Origin of the sequence: Streptosporangium sp. NPDC002721 (assembly GCF_042888905.1) — a bacterium.
In the GTDB taxonomy this organism is placed as follows: Bacteria; Actinomycetota; Actinomycetes; order Streptosporangiales; family Streptosporangiaceae; genus Streptosporangium.
This window is the reverse complement of record NZ_JBIAQI010000010.1, coordinates 42,640-58,564: the sequence shown is the minus strand read 5'-3', so window position 1 is coordinate 58,564 and position 15,925 is coordinate 42,640. Positions and strand designations below refer to the sequence as shown.

The window sequence follows — 15,925 nt, the reverse complement described above, 5'->3', positions numbered from 1 at the left end:
CTCGATGGTCGGACCGGACTGCAGAGGTCTCCCCGGGGTCAGGTCGAGTAGGCCCTGGCCTGGAGGCCGTAGAGGTCGGCGTAGAGGCCGCCGAGGGTCATGAGCTCGTCGTGGGTGCCGTGCTCGACGACCTTGCCGTGGTCGAGGACGTAGATCCGGTCGGCGTAGCGGACGCTCGCCAGCCGGTGGGTGATCAGCAGCACGGTGCGTCCGTCGGCGTGCCGCCGGATGCGTTCGAACAGGGCGTGCTCGGCGCGGGCGTCCAGGGCCGCGGTGGGCTCGTCGCAGATCAGCAGCGGGGCGTCGCGGTGGAAACCGCGGGCCACCGCGATTCTCTGCCACTGGCCGCCGGACAGCTCGTGGCCGTCCTTGAAACGCCGGTCGAGCAGGGTGTTGTAACCGTTCGGCAGCTCGGCCACCACCTGGTCGGCGCCCGCGACCTCGGCCGCCGACACGAGCGCGGCCTCCCCCTTGTCGGTGCCCATGTTGATGTTGTAGCGGGCGGTCAGCGGCCAGCGCGTGTGGTCCTGGGCGATGACCGCGATGCGGTCGCGCAGGTCGTCGGGGTCGACGTCCGCCAGGTCCGTGTCGTCCCAGCTGACCCGGCCGCCGTCCGGCTCGTACAGCCCGGACAGGATCTTGGCCAGCGTGGTCTTGCCCGAGCCGTTCTCCCCGACGAGGGCGATCACCTCGCCCCTGCCGATGGTCACCGTGAGCCCCTGGAGCGCCGGGCCGGTGGAACCCGGGTAGGTGAAGACGACGTCCTCGGCGGTGATCCGCTCGAAGCGCTTCGGTGCCCTGGCCGGGCGTCCGGCGGGCAGCCTGCCCTCCGCCTCGGCGCAGAAGTCGAGGAAGTCGGTGAAGTACAGGCCCTCCTCGTAGAGGCGGTTCGTGGCGTACATCAGGTTGGCCAGATAGGTCTGGCCCGAGCGGATCGCCAGCACCGCGGTGCCCGCGACCGCCAGGGGGACCGCCCCCACCGCCAGCAGCACGCCCAGGGCGACGTAGACCACGGCCGTGCCGAGGCCGCCCAGTGCCTCGCCGACGACCCGCGCGAGGACCTGCCGCCGGGCCAGGCCGAGCATGACGGCCTGCTCGGCCGTCGCCACCCTGTCGTACATCCGCATCAGGAAGCCGCGCATGGTGAACGAGCGCACCTCCGCGGCCGGGTCGCGGTCCGCGAGCAGCTCCGCGATGATCCACTTGTGGCGCCTGGCCGGGATCAGGGCGTACATCGTCGTGTAGCGCATGCGCGCCGAGCGGACCGCCGCCCACGCGTCGGGCAGCACCGCCAGCAACAGCAGCGGCAGCAGGACCGGGTGGAGCACCCCCAGCACGCCCGCCGCGGCGACGATGCCGATGACCGCGCTCAGCGTGTTGATGGCCGTGCCCACCACCTCGTCGGCGACGGCGACCCCGCGCGACCTGGCCCGCTGGAGCGCGTCGTGGAAGTCGGGGTCGTCGAAGGACGCGAGGCCGACCCGGCCGGTCAGCCCGTACAGGCGCTCCTCGGCGATCCGGCCCACCTGCGGTTCCAGGCGCGACTGCGCCCAGCCCGCCCCCGCCTGCGTGAGGGTACGCAGGGCCGCGGCCACCCCCACCAGGATCAGGCTGGGCAGGGCGGCCCGTACCCGCTCGGGGGTCGGTCCCGCCTCGAAGAGCGCCGACAGCACCCCGGTCGTGGCGAGCAGCCCGAACGCGGTGAACACCCCGCTCAGCAGGTTCAGGGTGATGGTGACGACGGTGTCGCGGGGACTGGCCAGCCACGCCAGCCTGACGGCCTGCGAGACCAGCGCCGGAAGCCTGCGGGCGACGGTCAGGAAGCCGACCTTCGTCATCTTGTCGGTGTGGGCGTACCAGCCGGGAACGCTGAGCTCGCCGATCTCGGGTGTCGTGTCGGTGGGGGAGTCTGCCATGGGAGCAGTGTGAGTCGCCGCGCCGACGATGGCCATCGTGTGGTCACCGGATGGCCGTGGGCGGTCACGCCGGGGCGGGGGCGGGGCGCGGCGGGGCGGCGTGTGAAAGGGAGCGGCGCGGGGCGGCGCGTGAGAGGGAGCGGGCGCGGGGAATCACATAGGCCGGAAAAGGTCTAAGAGTGGGCATGGTTCGGTAATTGATGTCACACTTTCTGTGACGGTTCTACCCGCGACCTCTCCTAAGAGCCGATGACCCAGGACACCGCACACGCCTCCCTCACCGGAGGCAACCTCCCCCTCGAACCCAACGGCTTCGTGGGGCGTGAAGCCGACGTGGAAGAACTCACCGACCTGCTGGGCGTCGCCCGGGTGGTGACGCTCTGCGGGGCGGGCGGCATCGGTAAGAGCAGGCTGGCGGTCCGGGTCGCGAGCCAGGTGGCGGGGGAGTTCCCCGGGGGGGTCTGGCTGGTCGAGCTGGCCGACGCGGTCCGCGGCGACCAGATCGAGCCCCGGGTGGCGGCCGTGCTCGGGGTCAAGGCCGAGCCGTCCCGGGCGCTGGCCGACACCCTGATCGACGCGCTCGGCGACCGGCGGCTGCTGCTGGTCATGGACAACTGCGAGTCGCTCATCGAGGAGTCCGCGAGGTTCTGTCGCGCCGTGCTCACCGTCTGCCCCGACGTGCGCGTGCTCACGACCAGCCGCGAGCCGCTCCGGGTGGCGGGGGAGACCGTGTGGCGGGTGCCGCCGCTCACCCTGCCCAGGAGCGACGGCCACGACCTCGGCACCAGTGAGGGCGTGCGGCTCTTCCTCGGCACCAGCGAGGCGGTGCGCCTCTTCGCCGACCGCGCCACCGCCGCCTCGCGTGCCTTCTCCGTCACCGAGCAGAACGCGGCCGACATCGCCGGGCTCTGCGAGGCGCTCGACGGAATGCCGCTCGCCATCGAGCTCGCCGCCGCCCTGTGCAGGGTGCTGACCGTGGAGCAGATCAACGCCAGGATCAGGGACAGGTTCCGGCTGCTGTCGGCGGGCGACCGGACGGCCCCGGCCAGGCAGCAGACGCTCAGGGCGACCGTCGACTGGAGCTACCAGCAACTCAACGAGCCCGAGCGGATCCTGCTGCGCCGGCTGGCGGTCTTCACCGGCGGATGGACGCTCGACATGGCCGAGCAGGTCTGCGCGGGCAACGCGCTGTGGGCGGAGGACGTCCTGGGGGTGCTCTGCGACCTGGTCGACAAGTCGCTGGTGCTGGCCGACGCAGAGGTGGCGGGCGAGACGCGCTACCGCATGCTGGAGACGATCCGCGAGTACGCCACCGAGCAGCTCGACGCCTCGGGCGAGGAGCCCGAGTTCCGGAGGCTGCACCGCGACCACATGATCGAGGTCGCCGCCCGGATCCACCAGACGATCGTCCGGCGCCCCCGCCCGGCCTGGACCGAGATCTGCCCGATGCTGGTCATGCTGGACGAGCTCCAGGCCAACGTGTGGGCGGCGGTGCGCTGGTCGGTCGAGTCCGCGGGCGACCCCGAGAGCGCGCTGCGCCTCCTCATCCTGCTGCGCTGGCCGATCATCGCCGGGGGAAGGTTCACCCCGGCCGACAAGTGGCTCGACCGCCTGCTCGACGCCGGCCCCGGGGAGCTGACGCCGTGCGTGCGCGGCGACGCGCTCGCGCTGCGCGGGCAGGTGGCCTTCGGGCAGGGTGATCCCGACACCGCGCAGATCGCCTGCGCCGCCGCGGTCGACCCGTGCCGCGAGGCGGGCCTGTACGGACCGCTCAGCGGCTCGCTCGCCATCCTCGCCTGGGTGGCCATCTACCAGCGACGCCCCGAGAGGGCCAGGTCCCTGCTCGACGACGCGCTGGAGGCCGTGCGCACGGTCGACGACCCCTGGCACGAGACGGTCATCCGGTCCATGGAGGGCACGTTCGCGCTGTCGGAGGGCAGGGCGAAGGAGTCGCAGCGCTCCTTCGAGGCCGCGCTGGCCATCGCCCACGAGCTCGACAACCACTGGGCCGCGCCGGTCGCCCTCATCGGCCTGGCCCAGGTCGCCTGGCTCCGCGGCGACCTGGCCGAGGCCCGCGCCCACTACGAGCGCGCCCTCGACATGCTCCAGGACATCACCGCCCACTGGCAGGCCATCACCTGCCTGTCGGGGCTGGGCCGGATCGCGCTGGCCCAGGGAGACCTCGCCACCGCGCGGGGCAGGCTGATCGAGAGCCTGCGGCTCTGCATCGGGACCGGCCAGCGGCTCGGCGTGGCCCGCCGCATCGAGACGCTCGCGCAGCTCGCGCTCGCCGAGGAGGACGACCGCCGGGCGGTGCGCCTGGCCGGGGCCTCCGCCGCGATCAGGAGCGCGATGGGCGGCGCCGTGCTGCCGCCGCCCGGGTTCGGGGCGCGGATGGAGGAGCTGCTCCAGCCCGCCCGGATGCGCCTCGGCGACGCGCTGGTCGCGCAGCTGTGGGCGCACGGCCAGGAGATGTCGCAGGAGCAGGCGGTCCGCTACGCGCTGCAGTTCGACGAGCCGTACGAGACGCCCGCGCTGCTCGGCAAGCATCCGGTCGTCGCTCCCATGACCACGCTCACCTGCCGGGAGTGGGAGATCGCCGAGCTGATCGCCAGGGGGATGAGCAACAAGGCCATCGCCGACGAGCTGGTGATCAGTCCCGCCACCGCGGCCCGGCACGTCGCCAACATCCTGGCCAAGCTCGGGTTCTCCTCCCGCACACAGGTCGCCACCTGGGTCATCGAGCAGAACCGTTCCTAGCGGGCCGCCCGGCTCCGGCGCGCCCGGCTCGCACGTTCGCCCGGCTCACAGGGCGCGCCCGGCTCGCACGTTCGCCCGGCTCACAGGGCCCGCCCGGAGCCCGTGAGTTCCGCCGAGTGCTACATACTTCGGGCTACACATTCACGGCCGTGAAGATACATCCCGGGATACGCAGTCCGGAGCATGTGTCGTACCCGCAGCGCACCGTACGTTTTCCTGGTGTTCGACCGATGACGTCCAGCCTTCCGCACCGTGCCGGTCACAGTTCCGGTCCGGGACGGTAGGTCCACACCATCCCGGGCGTCTCGGTCGAGCACGCTGCGGACGTCGCGTGTCCCCGTTGATGGCCGAGGTCTCCTCGGAGGGGTGGGGGCCTGGGCCATGGGTCACGCGACAGCGGGCTCGAGTCGCGCAGGGCTCGGGCCCGCCCAGCGCTTCTCCGGGTTCTTCTCCCGGTTTCTCCTGCTTCACCTTCTTCACCGCGGCGCGTCGGGGCCCGCGAAGCGGGAACCGGGTGCCGGCCGGGGGACCGGGGTGTCTCAGGGGAGAACCGGAAGGCCGTGGGAAAGGGGACCGAAGGCTGCACGAAGGGGAATCAGGGGCCGCGCGAAGAGGGGATCGGGGGCCATACGAGGGGGAATCCAGGACCGTACGAGGGGACCGGAAGCCCGTTCAGGGCGGGGAAATCGGGCGTCGCCGGGGGGTGAGGACCGAATACACAGTCATCTACATACATCTGCGGATGCCCGCGTGCGCGGGGCGGCCCTACCGTCGGCGGAATGAGACCCACCTCTCCGTCCACCAGCTGCACCCTCACCGAGGCGGTGTTCGGCTACGCGCACGGTCGAGGTGACCGGCCCGCGCTGATCGACCTCGGCGCCGGAGTGGTGTACGGCTACCGCCGGCTGGCCGCTGAGGTGACGCGGGGAGCGTCGGGCCTGGTGAGGCGGGGTGCCCGGCGGCGCCAGGTGGCCGGGATCCACGTGGACAGCGCGGTGGCCCAGACGCTGGCGGTGCACACGGTCATCGCGGCGGGAGGGGTGGCGGCGCCGATCGCCTCCGGATGCGACGAGATGGCCGACCTGCTGGCCGAGTGGGACGCGCGGCTGCTCATCACCACCCCGCGCCTGGCGGACGCGTCGTTGCGGGCCGTCGAGGACTCGCGGGTCCGGCAGGTGATCGCGTTCGGCCAGGCCCGTGACACCGTCGACTTCGCCGACCTGCTGCTCCTGGAGCCCGTCCCGTTGCCCTTCCTCGACCCGGCGGTGCAGCCCGCCCTCCTGGTCGACGACGGGGGCGTGCACACCCACCACGACCTGATCGTGCGGATGAGCGTGCTCGACGAGGGTGTCGAGCTGGAGAAGTCCGACGTCCTCCTGGTGACCTGGCCCCTGAGGTGCAGCCTGGCCATGACGACCCTGATCGGGCTGGCGCTGATGCGCGGCTCCCTGGTCGTCGTGGCCCCCGGCCTCTCGCCCGACGAGCTGTCGGCGACCATCCACGACTTCGGGGTCACCGTCGTGGCGTTGTCCGACGGGGCCGTCCAGCGCGTCTGAGGTCTCCGCCCGGGTTCCCGGCGGGTCCGAGACGTTCCTGAGGCGTTCGTCCGTGGTGTTCCAGCGTGTCCGAAGTGTTCGTCCGGGGTCTTTCCGCGTCCCCGAGGTGTTCTCGGGTGTTCGTCCGGCCGGGGCTTTCCCGCGTGCCCAAGGCGCCTCGCGAATCCCTGACGGACGGCGACGCCCGCGCGGCGCCTCCGGTCTCCCGGGGTTTCGAAAGATTGACCGGGCTGCCGTACGGGGCCACTGACCTGGCCGGATGTGTGCCCGGCGGCGTGCGCGCCTTCCCCGTGGGTAGTTAACGACCAGCATGTTCTGCGAGGGGGATCGTTCTCATGGCGCGCATTCTGATCACCGGCTCCACCGACGGCCTCGGGCTGATGGCCGCCCGGCTGCTGGCTCACGACGGCCACGGCGTCACGCTGCACGCGCGCAACGACACCCGCGCCGACGACGCGCGCGAGGCACTGCCGGAGGCGGAGGCCGTCCTCGTCGGAGACCTGACCACCATCGAGGGGATGCGCTCCGTGGCGGTCCAGGCCGACGAACTGGGCCGCTACGACGCGATCATTCACAACGCCGCCGTCGGATACCGGGAGCCGAGCAGGATCGAGACCGCCGACGGCCTGGCCCACGTGTTCGCGGTCAACGTGCTCGCCCCGTACCTGCTCACGGCACTCATCACCCCGCCCGCCCGGCTGGTCTACCTCAGCTCCGGCATGCATCGCGGCGGGGACCCCAAGCTGGACGACCTCCAGTGGAACACCCGCAACTGGGACGGCTCGCGGGCGTACGCCGACAGCAAGCTGCTCGACGTCGTCCTCGCGTTCGCGGTCGCCCGCCGGTGGCCGGACGTGCTGTCCAACGCGCTCGAACCCGGCTGGGTCCCGACGAGGATGGGAGGTCCGGGCGCGCCCGACGACCTCTCCCTGGGCCCCGTGACGCAGGTGTGGCTGGCCACGAGCCAGGACCCCGAGGCCATGGTGACCGGCGGCTACTTCCACCACCAGGAGACGTGCTTCGCCCACCCCGCCGCGCGGTCGCCCGAGGTGCAGGACGGCCTCCTCGACGCGTGCGCCAACCTGACCGGCGTCCCGCTCCCGTCGCACGCGGCCTGAACGCGGCCTGAACACGGCCTGAACGCGCCGTCGCGGACGGAACCGGGCGCCTCCGTGGTCCGGGCCGCCCGCGTTCGTCCTCGGGACGACCGGTTCTCGCGCGGCTCCGCGACCCGGCGGTCCTGGAAGGCCGAACCGGTTCCGATGTCCCGGCTCCTCAGGGCCGCAGGCCCGAGGGGTCGACCAGGGAGTCGCCCAGCGCGGTGCGGTGGTACAGGACGCCCCGGCCGGTGCGGCTGCCGGTGACCAGGCCCGCCCTGCGCAGGGCGGAGACGTGGCCGCCCACGGTCCCCAGGCTGAGTTCCAGCAGGCTCACGAGCTGGGTGGTGGTCGCCGGGGTCGCCAGCTCCAGCAGGAGACGGCTCCTGGTCCTGCCGATCAGCCCGGCCAGGCCGTCCGGCGTCTCGGGCGGGATGCCGGTGCCCCGGGCCGGATAGCTGATCGCGTACGGCCAGTGGTTCTCCAGGTAGGAGCCGACCCCGACGGGGAACACGGTCGGCATGAGGAGCAGACCGCGCCCGTCGAGCCGGTAGGTCTCGTCCGTGCCCCTGGAGAGCACCTCGATGGCGCCGTCGGGACGCCATCGGACCCGGGGGCTGAGGTCGTCGAGTGCCGCACCCCAGCCGTAGGTCGCCAGGCGGCCCGCCCGCTGGACCACGTCCCGCTCCAGGATCGCGTGGAAGCGCGGCCACGCGAGGGAGACGATCTCCTTCCAGACCGCGCCCAGCGCCTCGGCGAACAGCCGTACGACGTCCGGTGAGAACAGCACGTCCCTGACGGGCTCCGGGAGGCGCGGCATCCCCTCCAGGTTCCTGGCGATCTCGGCGTGCGCCCGTGCCGCCGGGGTGGCGCGCACCGCCGCGAGTTCCGTCTCGAACGGGGTGTTCACCCCGGTCGGCGGCGGCGCGGGGAAGTCGGCGTTGTAGTGCAGCTCGCGGAACAGCGCCACCATGGCGCCCAGCCCGGGGTGGGTGAGCAGCAGCCTCCCGTACGGCTCCCGCATCCTCCCGGCCCACGCCCGCCACTCCCCGGCCTCCCGCCTGCCGGAGAGGATCCAGAGCGCGTCCTTGGTCACGATGAGCGGGGAGATGGCGAACCTGCTGGCCATGATGTCCTGCGGGGTGACCTCGATGCGGAAGACCATGAAACGACCTTTCGGATATATCCGAAAGCTTAGCCAGCCGTCCGGGAGCCTCCCACCATCGTGTCCATGACCACACAAGAGCGCGGCGCGACCTACACGGAGGTCTTCGCGAGCCGGGAGTTCCGTGTCCTGTTCGGGAGCTTCACCCTGCTGGTGGCGGGGGACCAGGTCAAGATGCTGGCCCTGTCGGCGCTGGTCTACGCGCGGACCGGCTCGCCGGGGTTGTCGGCGGCGGCGTACATGGTGGGTTTCCTTCCCTACATCGTCGGCGGGACGTTCCTGCTCTCGCTCGCCGACCGGATCCGCCCGCGCGCGCTGATGGTCGCCGGTGAGCTGCTGCGGGTGGTGACCTGCGTCCTCCTGGCCTTCGCGGGGCTGCCCGTCTGGGCGATGCTCGTCCTGGTCCTGGCCACCGGGCTGTTCTCGCCGGTCTTCGGCGCGGCGCGCAGCGCCCTCCTGCCCGACCTTCTGCCGGGCGACGCGTTCGTCCTGGCCAGGTCCGTGCTGAACGTGACGTCCGCCGGGGCCCAGATCGGCGGCCTGGCGGCGGGTGGCGCCATCCTCGCCCTCGCCGGGCCCGAGGGGGCGCTCGCCGTCACCGCCGGGCTGTCCGTCCTGGCGGCGCTGGTACTGCGCTTCGGCCTGCCCGACTTCCCGGCCAGGAACGCGGGCGTCGACGACGCGGGGGGCGAGGGTGCCGTACGGGAGACGCTGCGGGTGAACCGGGCACTGCTGGCCGATCGCAGGGTACGCGGCCTGCTGCTCGCGCAGTGGCTGCCGATCTCGCTCGTGGTGGGGGCCGAGGCGATGATGGTCCCCTACCTGGGGAACACCGCCGGGCTCGCGCTCGCCGCCGCCTCCGTCGGCCTGGCGGCCGGGAACTTCGTCGTCGGCCGCTTCGTCTCGCCCACCGGCAGGGAACGGCTGGCGTTTCCCTTCGCGGTCGTGTCGGGGCTTCCCCTGCTCGCCTTCGCCGCCCGGCCGGGACTCGCGGGAGCCGCGCTGATCGTGCTGCTCGCCACGGCGGCGTCGACCGCCTGCCAGCTCGGGTTGCAGCGGTGGTTCGTGGACGCGGTCCCCGAACCGGTCAGGGGACAGGCCTTCGGCCTGGCCTCGGCGGGAATGATGACCGGCCAGGCCGTGGGCGGCGCCCTGGCGGGGGCCGCCGCCGAGCTGACCTCCCCGCACACGGCGATCGTCCTCGTCGGAGCCGCGACCGTCCTCTGCTCGCTCGTCCTGCACCGGTCACTGAGAGGCGCTGGAGCCCGGCCCGCGTGACAGCGCTCCACGTCTCTGTCACGGTCTCATCGCCGGGTGCCGGGCCGGAGGTGTGAGGTGCGGACGCGCAGGCGGCCGTATTCGAGCTCCCCGGTGACCCGGACGTGCAGCCTGCCCGGGTGCGCGCGGCCGGGCAGCGCGCAGGTCACGCTGCCCCATACGGTGCGCACCCCGTCGGTGTTCGCGGTCGCGCCGGGGGGCAGGAGGATCGTGGCGGAGCCGTAGGGGAGCCGGAGCCTGATGTCGATCTCCGGGTGCCGGACGAGGGCCCGGGAGAGATCCAGCCGCACGCCGCCGTACTCGGACTCGACGCTCAGCACGCGCGGGACCTGCCAGTCGCCCGACCGCCTGATACGACCACCGGACGTCAGCCGGAGCACGTCGTCCGAGGAGTTCGGGGAGTCCGGGTGGTCCAGGGCGTTCGGCAGGTCGGCGACCAGCGGCAGCAGGTCGCCGTGGAACCTCGCCGTGAGCGCGCGTTCGACCCGTTCCTCCATCTCGGCGGAGCCGAGGCGACCGTCGGCGAACGCCTGCTGGAGGCGGTGCACGACACCGTCGCGCTCCCCGTCGGAGGCACGTGTCCGCGGTTCCGTCCTCATCACCGCACGCTCCGTCCCGTCGGGCCGGGTCACTGGCTGACCGCCCTCTTGTACAGCCGGATGGACAGGGGCACGAACACGACCAGGAGCAGTGCCGACCAGAGCAGTGTCATCGGCACCGCGTGCTGGAGCGGCCAGGCGTCGGGCACCGGCATGGCCGCGTTGGTGTTGCCGAACAGCTCGCGGGTGGCCTGGACGACCGTGGAGACGGGGTTCCACTCGGCGACGACCTGCAGCGGCCCGGGCAGGCGGGTGCTGTCGACGAAGGCGTTGGACAGGAAGACCAGCGGCATCGACACGATGGTGGCGATGTTGTTGAAGATCTCGGGCTTGCGCAGGGCCAGCGCGACCGTCGCGGTCACCCACGAGAACGCGTACGAGAACAGCAGGAGCAGCAGGAAGCCCAGCGCGGCCCGGTGGGGCTCCGAGTGGATGCGCCAGCCGACGACCAGCCCGACGAGGGTCATCGCGACGACGCTGCTCGCGTTCATGAGGACGTCGCTGGAGGTCTGGCCGGTCAGCACCGCCGAGGGGGACATGGGCAGCGTGCGGAACCGGTCGAAGATGCCCTTCTGCAGGTCCTGGGTGAGCGTGTAGCCGGTGATCTGCGCGCTCGTCACGATCGTCTGGACGAAGATTCCCGGGATCATGTACTCCTGGTACGACATGCCCGGCAGGTTCATCATGCTGCCGAAGACGTAAGCGAACAGCGCCACGAACACGATCGGGAGGATGATCACGCCGCCCAGCAGGTCGGGTGCTCGCTTGATCTTGAGGACGTTGCGCTTGGTGATCGTCATGCCGTCGGCGATCGCCATCTGGAGGGTGTTCATCGGGCGTGCTCCTTCGTCGTGGTGGGGGCGCCGGCCTGGTGTCCGGTGAGGGTGAGGAACACCTCGTCCAGCGTCGGCCGTCGCAGCCCGGCGTCGCGTACGGCGACGCGTTCGGCGGCCAGGTGGCCCAGGGCCGTGGTGAGGGAGGCCGTGCCGCCGTTGACCGGGACCGTCAGCCGGAGCGTGACGTCGTCGGCCCGCGTCTCCCCCACGGCCAGCGGGGCGAGCACGCGCCGCGCGACGCGCAGGTCGGTCGCGCTGGTCACGGTCAGCTCGACGCGGTCGCCGCCGACCAGGTCCTTGAGCTCGTCGGCGGTGCCGAGCGCGATCACGCGGCCGTGGTCGACCACCGCGATCGTCCTGGCCAGCCGGTCGGCCTCCTCCAGGTACTGCGTGGTGAGCAGCACGGTGGTGCCGTCGGCGACGAGTTCGGAGATGACGTCCCACAGGCTCGTGCGGGCCCGGGGGTCGAGGCCGGTGGTGGGCTCGTCGAGGAACAGCACCGGCGGGTTGGCGACCAGCGCCCCGGCCAGGTCGAGGCGGCGTCGCATGCCGCCGGAGTAACCCTCCACGGGGCGGTCGGCCGCCTCGGTCAGGTCGAAGCGTTCCAGCAGCTCGCGGGCCCGCTCCCTGCTGCGCCTGACGCCGAGGTGGTAGAGGCGGCCGACCATCTCCAGGTTCTCGGCGCCGGTGAGGTGCTCGTCGACGGCGGCGTACTGGCCGGAGGCGCCGATGTGGCCGCGCAGCCGGTGCGCGTCGGCGACGACGTCGAACCCGGCGACCGTGGCGCGGCCCGCGTCCGGTTTCAGGAGGGTGGTCAGGATTCGCACGGTCGTGGTCTTGCCCGCGCCGTTGGGGCCGAGCAGGCCGAACACCGTGCCCTGGGGTACGGACAGGTCCAGCCCGTCGAGGGCGACGACGTCGCCGTACTTCTTGACCAGCCCTTCGGCTGTGACTGCGGGGGGCATGCGGGTCTCTCCTTCGGTCGTTTCCATGGGACGAGAGGGGATGAGGGGGGATGAGGGGGGATGAGGGCGTGACGGGGTAGCGGGCGGTCGCATTTCGACCGTCCGGTTGCGTTCTGTGGACGGGGTTAGATGTCGAGGTCCTCCACGGCGGGACGCTCGGCCATGTCGGCGATCAGGTCGTAGAACTCGTCCGGGATCCTGCCGCGCAGCTCCTGGAAGGTGTTCACGACCTCAAGCGTGGACTCGCCCTGGACGAAGCCCCAGCTGGAGTCGGCGAGCCCGAGATAGCTCCGCCACGCGCCGCGCGACAGGAGGCCCTCCAGCCAGTTGTCGGCTCCCGAGGTCAGGCTGTCCGTCCAGTCGGGCGAGCGGTCCACGTGCAGGACGTAGTTGTCCTTGCGCGAGCGGTACACCCGGAACATCTCCATCCGGCTGCCCGTCGTGCGTCCCCACTCGCCGAGCAGCACCCCGGAGAAGCGCTGCTTGCGGCCCGTGCCGCCCTGGCCGACCTGGATGATGATCTCTTCGTAGCCTTCCTGGCGGCCTTCCTCCATCTCGACGTAGCGCCGCAGCGCCAGGCTGATCGCCGTCGACAGCTTGCCCCCGGCGAGTTCCTGGGCCCGCTGGAACAGCGGCAGGTCCTCGTCCGAGACGTAGATCGTTTTGTTGGGCATCGTTCCATCCTCATCCCGTATACGTATAAGGCTACGTATAGAGTGGGGCGCACGGCAAGCCCTTCATCAAATTTCGCGTTATGTCGCGACTTTCCGGTGAATGGCCGGGGGGTGCGAGGCCCTGTCAGGGGCGGGTGAGGCGGTCGTACGCGCGGGGTGCGGGACGATGTCGAACTCCCCGAACCGGCGACGAGGTCGGTATGTCCGCAGCCGTCAGGGCCGATCCCGCGCCGGCCCGCGTCACGACGGTCCGGGCTGCGCCTCGTCTCGGGGGGACGGGCGGGCGAGAAGACCGGTGATCAGGACTTCGAGTGTCTCGCGGAGGGCCGTGGTGAAGTCCAGTCGCATGGCGGCCAGCGACGGGTCGGCCTCGTAGGCGGCCAGCATCGCGACGGCCGGGCGCGAGTGGGTCCACACGGCGCCGGTCACCATGACGGTGGCGGCGGCGAGCCTCATCGCGTCGTGCTCGCCGAGCTCGCGGAGGTGTGCGCCGACCAGGCGGCTCAGGGTGACGGCGTTGGCGACGGCGGCGCGCTTGTACTGCGCGGCGACGTGCGGGGAGACGTTGTGTTCCAGCACCGCGGCCTGGGAGGCGGCCAGGTCGCACAGGACCGGGCGGTCCGCGAGCGTGGCCGCGAGGGTGGCGGCCACCTGGTCGCCGCGCTCGTACGGCGTGCCGGTGCCGACCGCGGCGGTGAGCGCGCCGTCGAGCCGCTCCAGCCATTCCCGGGAGGCGACGTCGAGCAGTTCGAGCAGCACGGCCTCGCGGGACTCGAAGTAGCGCAGCACGTTCGACTTGGCCAGGCCGACGCGGCGGCTCAGCTCGTTGAGACTCACCCGCGCCACCGGCATCTCGGCCAGCATCGCGGCGGCGGTGTCCAGGATCGCCCGCCTGCGCATCGCACGCTGCTCCTCGCTGCGCGCGCGTTGGAACGTCGTCATCCCGGCAGTCTACAGACCGGCGGTCCCTTGTTAAGAGACCATCAGTCTGCTAACGTCCACGACAACAGACCGTCAGTCTCTAAATGGAGTCCGAAGGAGTCGCCATGTACGCCGTACCCGACCAGAGCGGGAGGTTCGCCGTCGTCACCGGGGCCAACAGCGGCACGGGCAGGGAGGCCGCCCGGCGCCTCGCCGACGCCGGGGCGCGCGTCGTGATGGCCGTCCGCACGGTCGCCAAGGGCGAGCGGGCCCGCGCCGAGATCCTGGCCAGGCACCCGCACGCCCGGCTGGAGGTGCGCCGGATCGACCTGGCCGACCTGGGCTCGGTCAAGGAGTTCGCCGACGGGATCGTCGCCGAGGGAACCCCGCTGGACCTGCTCGTCAACAACGCCGGGGTGATGGCCCCGCCCGTCCGCATGACCACGGCCGACGGCTTCGAGCTGCAGTTCGGCAGCAACTACCTCGGCCCCTTCGCGCTCACGGTCCGGCTCCTGCCGACGGTGCTCGCCGCCCCGGCGCCGCGCGTGGTCACCATGAGCAGCGGCATGGCCCACTTCGGCCGGATCGACTTCCACGACCTCCAGTGCGAGCGCCGCTACGGGCCCAACCGCGCCTACGCCCAGTCCAAGCTCGCCGACCTCATGCTGACCCGGCACCTCGCCGCCCTCGCCGAACGGCGCGGCTGGAACCTGCTGAGCACCGCCGCCCATCCCGGCTACACGCGCACGAACCTGCAGACTGCGGGCGCGAGCCTCGGTGGCGGCAGGAGGTCGCGCCTGTCGGTCCTGCTCGGCGCCTTCGACGGTCTCCTGCCCTCGCAGGGCGTCGAGCAGGGCACCGAGCCGCTGTTGTACGCCGCGACCGGCCCCGGCGCCGTCGCCGGGGGTTACTACGGCCCCGGCGGGCGGTTCGGCCTGGTCGGCCCCACCGTCACCGCCCGGCCGCCCCGCAGGGCCCTCGACGCCGGGACCAACGCCCGGCTGTGGGCCGAGGCCGAACGCCTCACCGGCGTCGCCCTGCCCGCCCACATCGCCTGACCGCCTTCACCGCCTCCGCCTTCACCGCTTTGATCGCTGGAAGGCCCGTCACGGCGGGAGTTCTCCCGAGCCCCGGGGGACGAGCCGGGTCGGCAGCTCGATCCGCTCGGGAGGGCCGAGGTCGCCGGAGAGGCGGCGGAAGAGCAGTTCGGCGGCGGTGCCGCCGAGCCGGACCGGGTCCTGGGCCACCACGGTCACGCCGGGGTCCAGCAGGTCCGACAGCTCGAAGTCGTCGAAACCCACCAGGGCGGGCCGGTGTCCCGTGCGCAGCGCGGCCACGGTGATCCGGCCGTTGCCGGTGAACACCGCCGTGGGCGGGTGCTCGCCGGAGAGCATCCGGGCCAGGGCGGACCCGGCCAGCCGGGCCGGGCCGGTCGCGACCAGGGAGGGGTCGAAGGGCAGGCCCGCCTCCGCGAGGGCGCGACGGTAGCCGCGCAGGCGCTCGCCGGAGGTGAAGATGGACGCGCTGTCGCCGACGAAGGCGACGCGGCGGTGACCGTGCCGGATCAGGTGGGCCACACCCGCCTGCGCGCCCCCGGCGTTGTCGCAGAGCACCGTGTCGGCGTCCAGCCCGCCCGGCCGGTCGGCGAAGACGGCGGCGACGCCCGCGTCGAGCTCGGGCCGCAGGTAGTCGTGGTCGGTCCCGGCGGGCACGATGATCAGGCCGTCGACCCCGCGGGCGCAGAAGGCGAGCGCCAGTTCCCGCTCGCGCCGGGGATCCTCCCCGGAGGAGCCGCTGAGCAGCAGCGAGCCGTGCCGGAGCGCCACGTCCTCGACCGCGCGGCTGAACCCCGCGTAGAAGGGGTCGGCCACGTCCTCGATCACCAGGCCGACGCTCGCGGTCCTGCCCCGGCGCAGGACGCGGGCGCTCTCGTTGCGCCGGTAGCCGAGCCGCTCGATGGCGGACGTCACCCGCCCGGCGGTGGCGGGGTTGACCCCCGGTTCGTCGTTGACGACCCGGGAGACGGTCTTCAGCGCCACCCCGGCCAGCGCCGCGACGTCCTTCATGGTGGGACGTCCCCGCGAACTCTCTGTCACGGCCCCGATCATCGCCCAGGTTCGGCGCGGTGACAACGTTGTCATCAAGGTGACGTGTCAAA

Annotated in this window: 13 protein-coding genes; 5 read left to right on the top strand and 8 right to left on the bottom strand. The window is 72.3% G+C overall.

What is annotated here, in order from left to right; genetic code table 11:
- Positions 1-38: 38 nt before the first annotated feature.
- Positions 39-1,916 carry an ABC transporter ATP-binding protein gene (locus ACFYWM_RS15655; RefSeq protein ID WP_389914602.1) on the bottom strand — a complete coding sequence of 626 codons (1,878 nt, stop codon included), beginning with the start codon at positions 1,914-1,916 and terminating at the stop codon, positions 39-41.
- Between the two features lie 249 nt (positions 1,917-2,165).
- On the opposite strand from ACFYWM_RS15655, the gene ACFYWM_RS15650 reads away from it, so the two are divergent.
- From ACFYWM_RS15650 to ACFYWM_RS15640, 3 genes are all read left to right on the top strand, one after another.
- The gene (locus ACFYWM_RS15650; protein ID WP_389914599.1) at positions 2,166-4,676 is read left to right on the top strand and encodes a tetratricopeptide repeat protein; all 2,511 of its coding nucleotides are present in this window, start codon (positions 2,166-2,168) and stop codon (positions 4,674-4,676) included.
- Between the two features lie 779 nt (positions 4,677-5,455).
- Complete coding sequence (locus ACFYWM_RS15645; protein WP_389914596.1) at positions 5,456-6,232, top strand: AMP-binding protein; 777 nt, start codon at positions 5,456-5,458, stop codon at positions 6,230-6,232.
- Positions 6,233-6,567: 335 nt separating this feature from the next.
- Positions 6,568-7,350: an SDR family NAD(P)-dependent oxidoreductase gene (locus tag ACFYWM_RS15640; protein WP_389914593.1), complete on the top strand. Its 783-nt coding sequence runs from the start codon at positions 6,568-6,570 to the stop codon at positions 7,348-7,350.
- Positions 7,351-7,507: 157 nt separating this feature from the next.
- Here the strand turns inward: ACFYWM_RS15640 and ACFYWM_RS15635 are convergent, their stop codons facing one another.
- On the bottom strand, positions 7,508-8,494 hold the full coding sequence (locus ACFYWM_RS15635; protein ID WP_389914590.1) for an ArsR family transcriptional regulator: 987 nt from the start codon (positions 8,492-8,494) through the stop codon (positions 7,508-7,510).
- A 66-nt stretch (positions 8,495-8,560) separates the two neighbouring features.
- On the opposite strand from ACFYWM_RS15635, the gene ACFYWM_RS15630 reads away from it, so the two are divergent.
- Complete coding sequence (locus tag ACFYWM_RS15630; RefSeq protein ID WP_389914587.1) at positions 8,561-9,772, top strand: MFS transporter; 1,212 nt, start codon at positions 8,561-8,563, stop codon at positions 9,770-9,772.
- 26 nt (positions 9,773-9,798) lie between these two features.
- Here the strand turns inward: ACFYWM_RS15630 and ACFYWM_RS15625 are convergent, their stop codons facing one another.
- From ACFYWM_RS15625 to ACFYWM_RS15605, 5 genes are all read right to left on the bottom strand, one after another.
- The gene (locus ACFYWM_RS15625; RefSeq protein WP_389914584.1) at positions 9,799-10,371 is read right to left on the bottom strand and encodes a DUF1707 domain-containing protein; all 573 of its coding nucleotides are present in this window, start codon (positions 10,369-10,371) and stop codon (positions 9,799-9,801) included.
- 29 nt (positions 10,372-10,400) lie between these two features.
- A complete protein-coding gene (locus ACFYWM_RS15620; RefSeq protein WP_389914581.1) occupies positions 10,401-11,204 on the bottom strand; it encodes an ABC transporter permease in 804 nt (267 codons plus the stop codon).
- Positions 11,201-12,172: an ATP-binding cassette domain-containing protein gene (locus tag ACFYWM_RS15615; protein WP_389914578.1), complete on the bottom strand. Its 972-nt coding sequence runs from the start codon at positions 12,170-12,172 to the stop codon at positions 11,201-11,203. Before ACFYWM_RS15615 ends, ACFYWM_RS15620 begins: the two co-directional genes overlap by 4 nt.
- Positions 12,173-12,297: 125 nt before the next feature.
- Entirely contained in the window at positions 12,298-12,846 is a 549-nt protein-coding gene (locus ACFYWM_RS15610; protein WP_389914576.1) for an EXLDI protein, read from the bottom strand.
- Between the two features lie 240 nt (positions 12,847-13,086).
- A complete protein-coding gene (locus tag ACFYWM_RS15605; protein WP_389914573.1) occupies positions 13,087-13,788 on the bottom strand; it encodes a TetR family transcriptional regulator in 702 nt (233 codons plus the stop codon).
- 104 nt (positions 13,789-13,892) lie between these two features.
- On the opposite strand from ACFYWM_RS15605, the gene ACFYWM_RS15600 reads away from it, so the two are divergent.
- A complete protein-coding gene (locus tag ACFYWM_RS15600) occupies positions 13,893-14,825 on the top strand; it encodes an SDR family oxidoreductase (protein ID WP_389914570.1) in 933 nt (310 codons plus the stop codon).
- Between the two features lie 48 nt (positions 14,826-14,873).
- Here ACFYWM_RS15600 and ACFYWM_RS15595 read toward each other — a convergent pair whose 3' ends face one another.
- On the bottom strand, positions 14,874-15,863 hold the full coding sequence (locus tag ACFYWM_RS15595; protein ID WP_389914567.1) for a LacI family DNA-binding transcriptional regulator: 990 nt from the start codon (positions 15,861-15,863) through the stop codon (positions 14,874-14,876).
- Positions 15,864-15,925 lie beyond the last annotated feature (62 nt).

What these genes read in the sequence shown, in the direction of transcription:
- ACFYWM_RS15650 (WP_389914599.1), top strand. Translation starts at nt 2,166, where the DNA reads ATGACCCAGGACACCGCACACGCCTCCCTCACCGGAGGCAACCTCCCC.
- ACFYWM_RS15605 (WP_389914573.1), bottom strand. Translation starts at nt 13,788, where the DNA reads ATGACGACGTTCCAACGCGCGCGCAGCGAGGAGCAGCGTGCGATGCGC.
- ACFYWM_RS15645 (WP_389914596.1), top strand. Translation starts at nt 5,456, where the DNA reads ATGAGACCCACCTCTCCGTCCACCAGCTGCACCCTCACCGAGGCGGTG.
- ACFYWM_RS15640 (WP_389914593.1), top strand. Translation starts at nt 6,568, where the DNA reads ATGGCGCGCATTCTGATCACCGGCTCCACCGACGGCCTCGGGCTGATG.
- ACFYWM_RS15625 (WP_389914584.1), bottom strand. Translation starts at nt 10,371, where the DNA reads ATGAGGACGGAACCGCGGACACGTGCCTCCGACGGGGAGCGCGACGGT.
- ACFYWM_RS15620 (WP_389914581.1), bottom strand. Translation starts at nt 11,204, where the DNA reads ATGAACACCCTCCAGATGGCGATCGCCGACGGCATGACGATCACCAAG.
- ACFYWM_RS15615 (WP_389914578.1), bottom strand. Translation starts at nt 12,172, where the DNA reads ATGCCCCCCGCAGTCACAGCCGAAGGGCTGGTCAAGAAGTACGGCGAC.
- ACFYWM_RS15630 (WP_389914587.1), top strand. Translation starts at nt 8,561, where the DNA reads ATGACCACACAAGAGCGCGGCGCGACCTACACGGAGGTCTTCGCGAGC.
- ACFYWM_RS15635 (WP_389914590.1), bottom strand. Translation starts at nt 8,494, where the DNA reads ATGGTCTTCCGCATCGAGGTCACCCCGCAGGACATCATGGCCAGCAGG.
- ACFYWM_RS15610 (WP_389914576.1), bottom strand. Translation starts at nt 12,846, where the DNA reads ATGCCCAACAAAACGATCTACGTCTCGGACGAGGACCTGCCGCTGTTC.
- ACFYWM_RS15600 (WP_389914570.1), top strand. Translation starts at nt 13,893, where the DNA reads ATGTACGCCGTACCCGACCAGAGCGGGAGGTTCGCCGTCGTCACCGGG.
- ACFYWM_RS15655 (WP_389914602.1), bottom strand. Translation starts at nt 1,916, where the DNA reads ATGGCAGACTCCCCCACCGACACGACACCCGAGATCGGCGAGCTCAGC.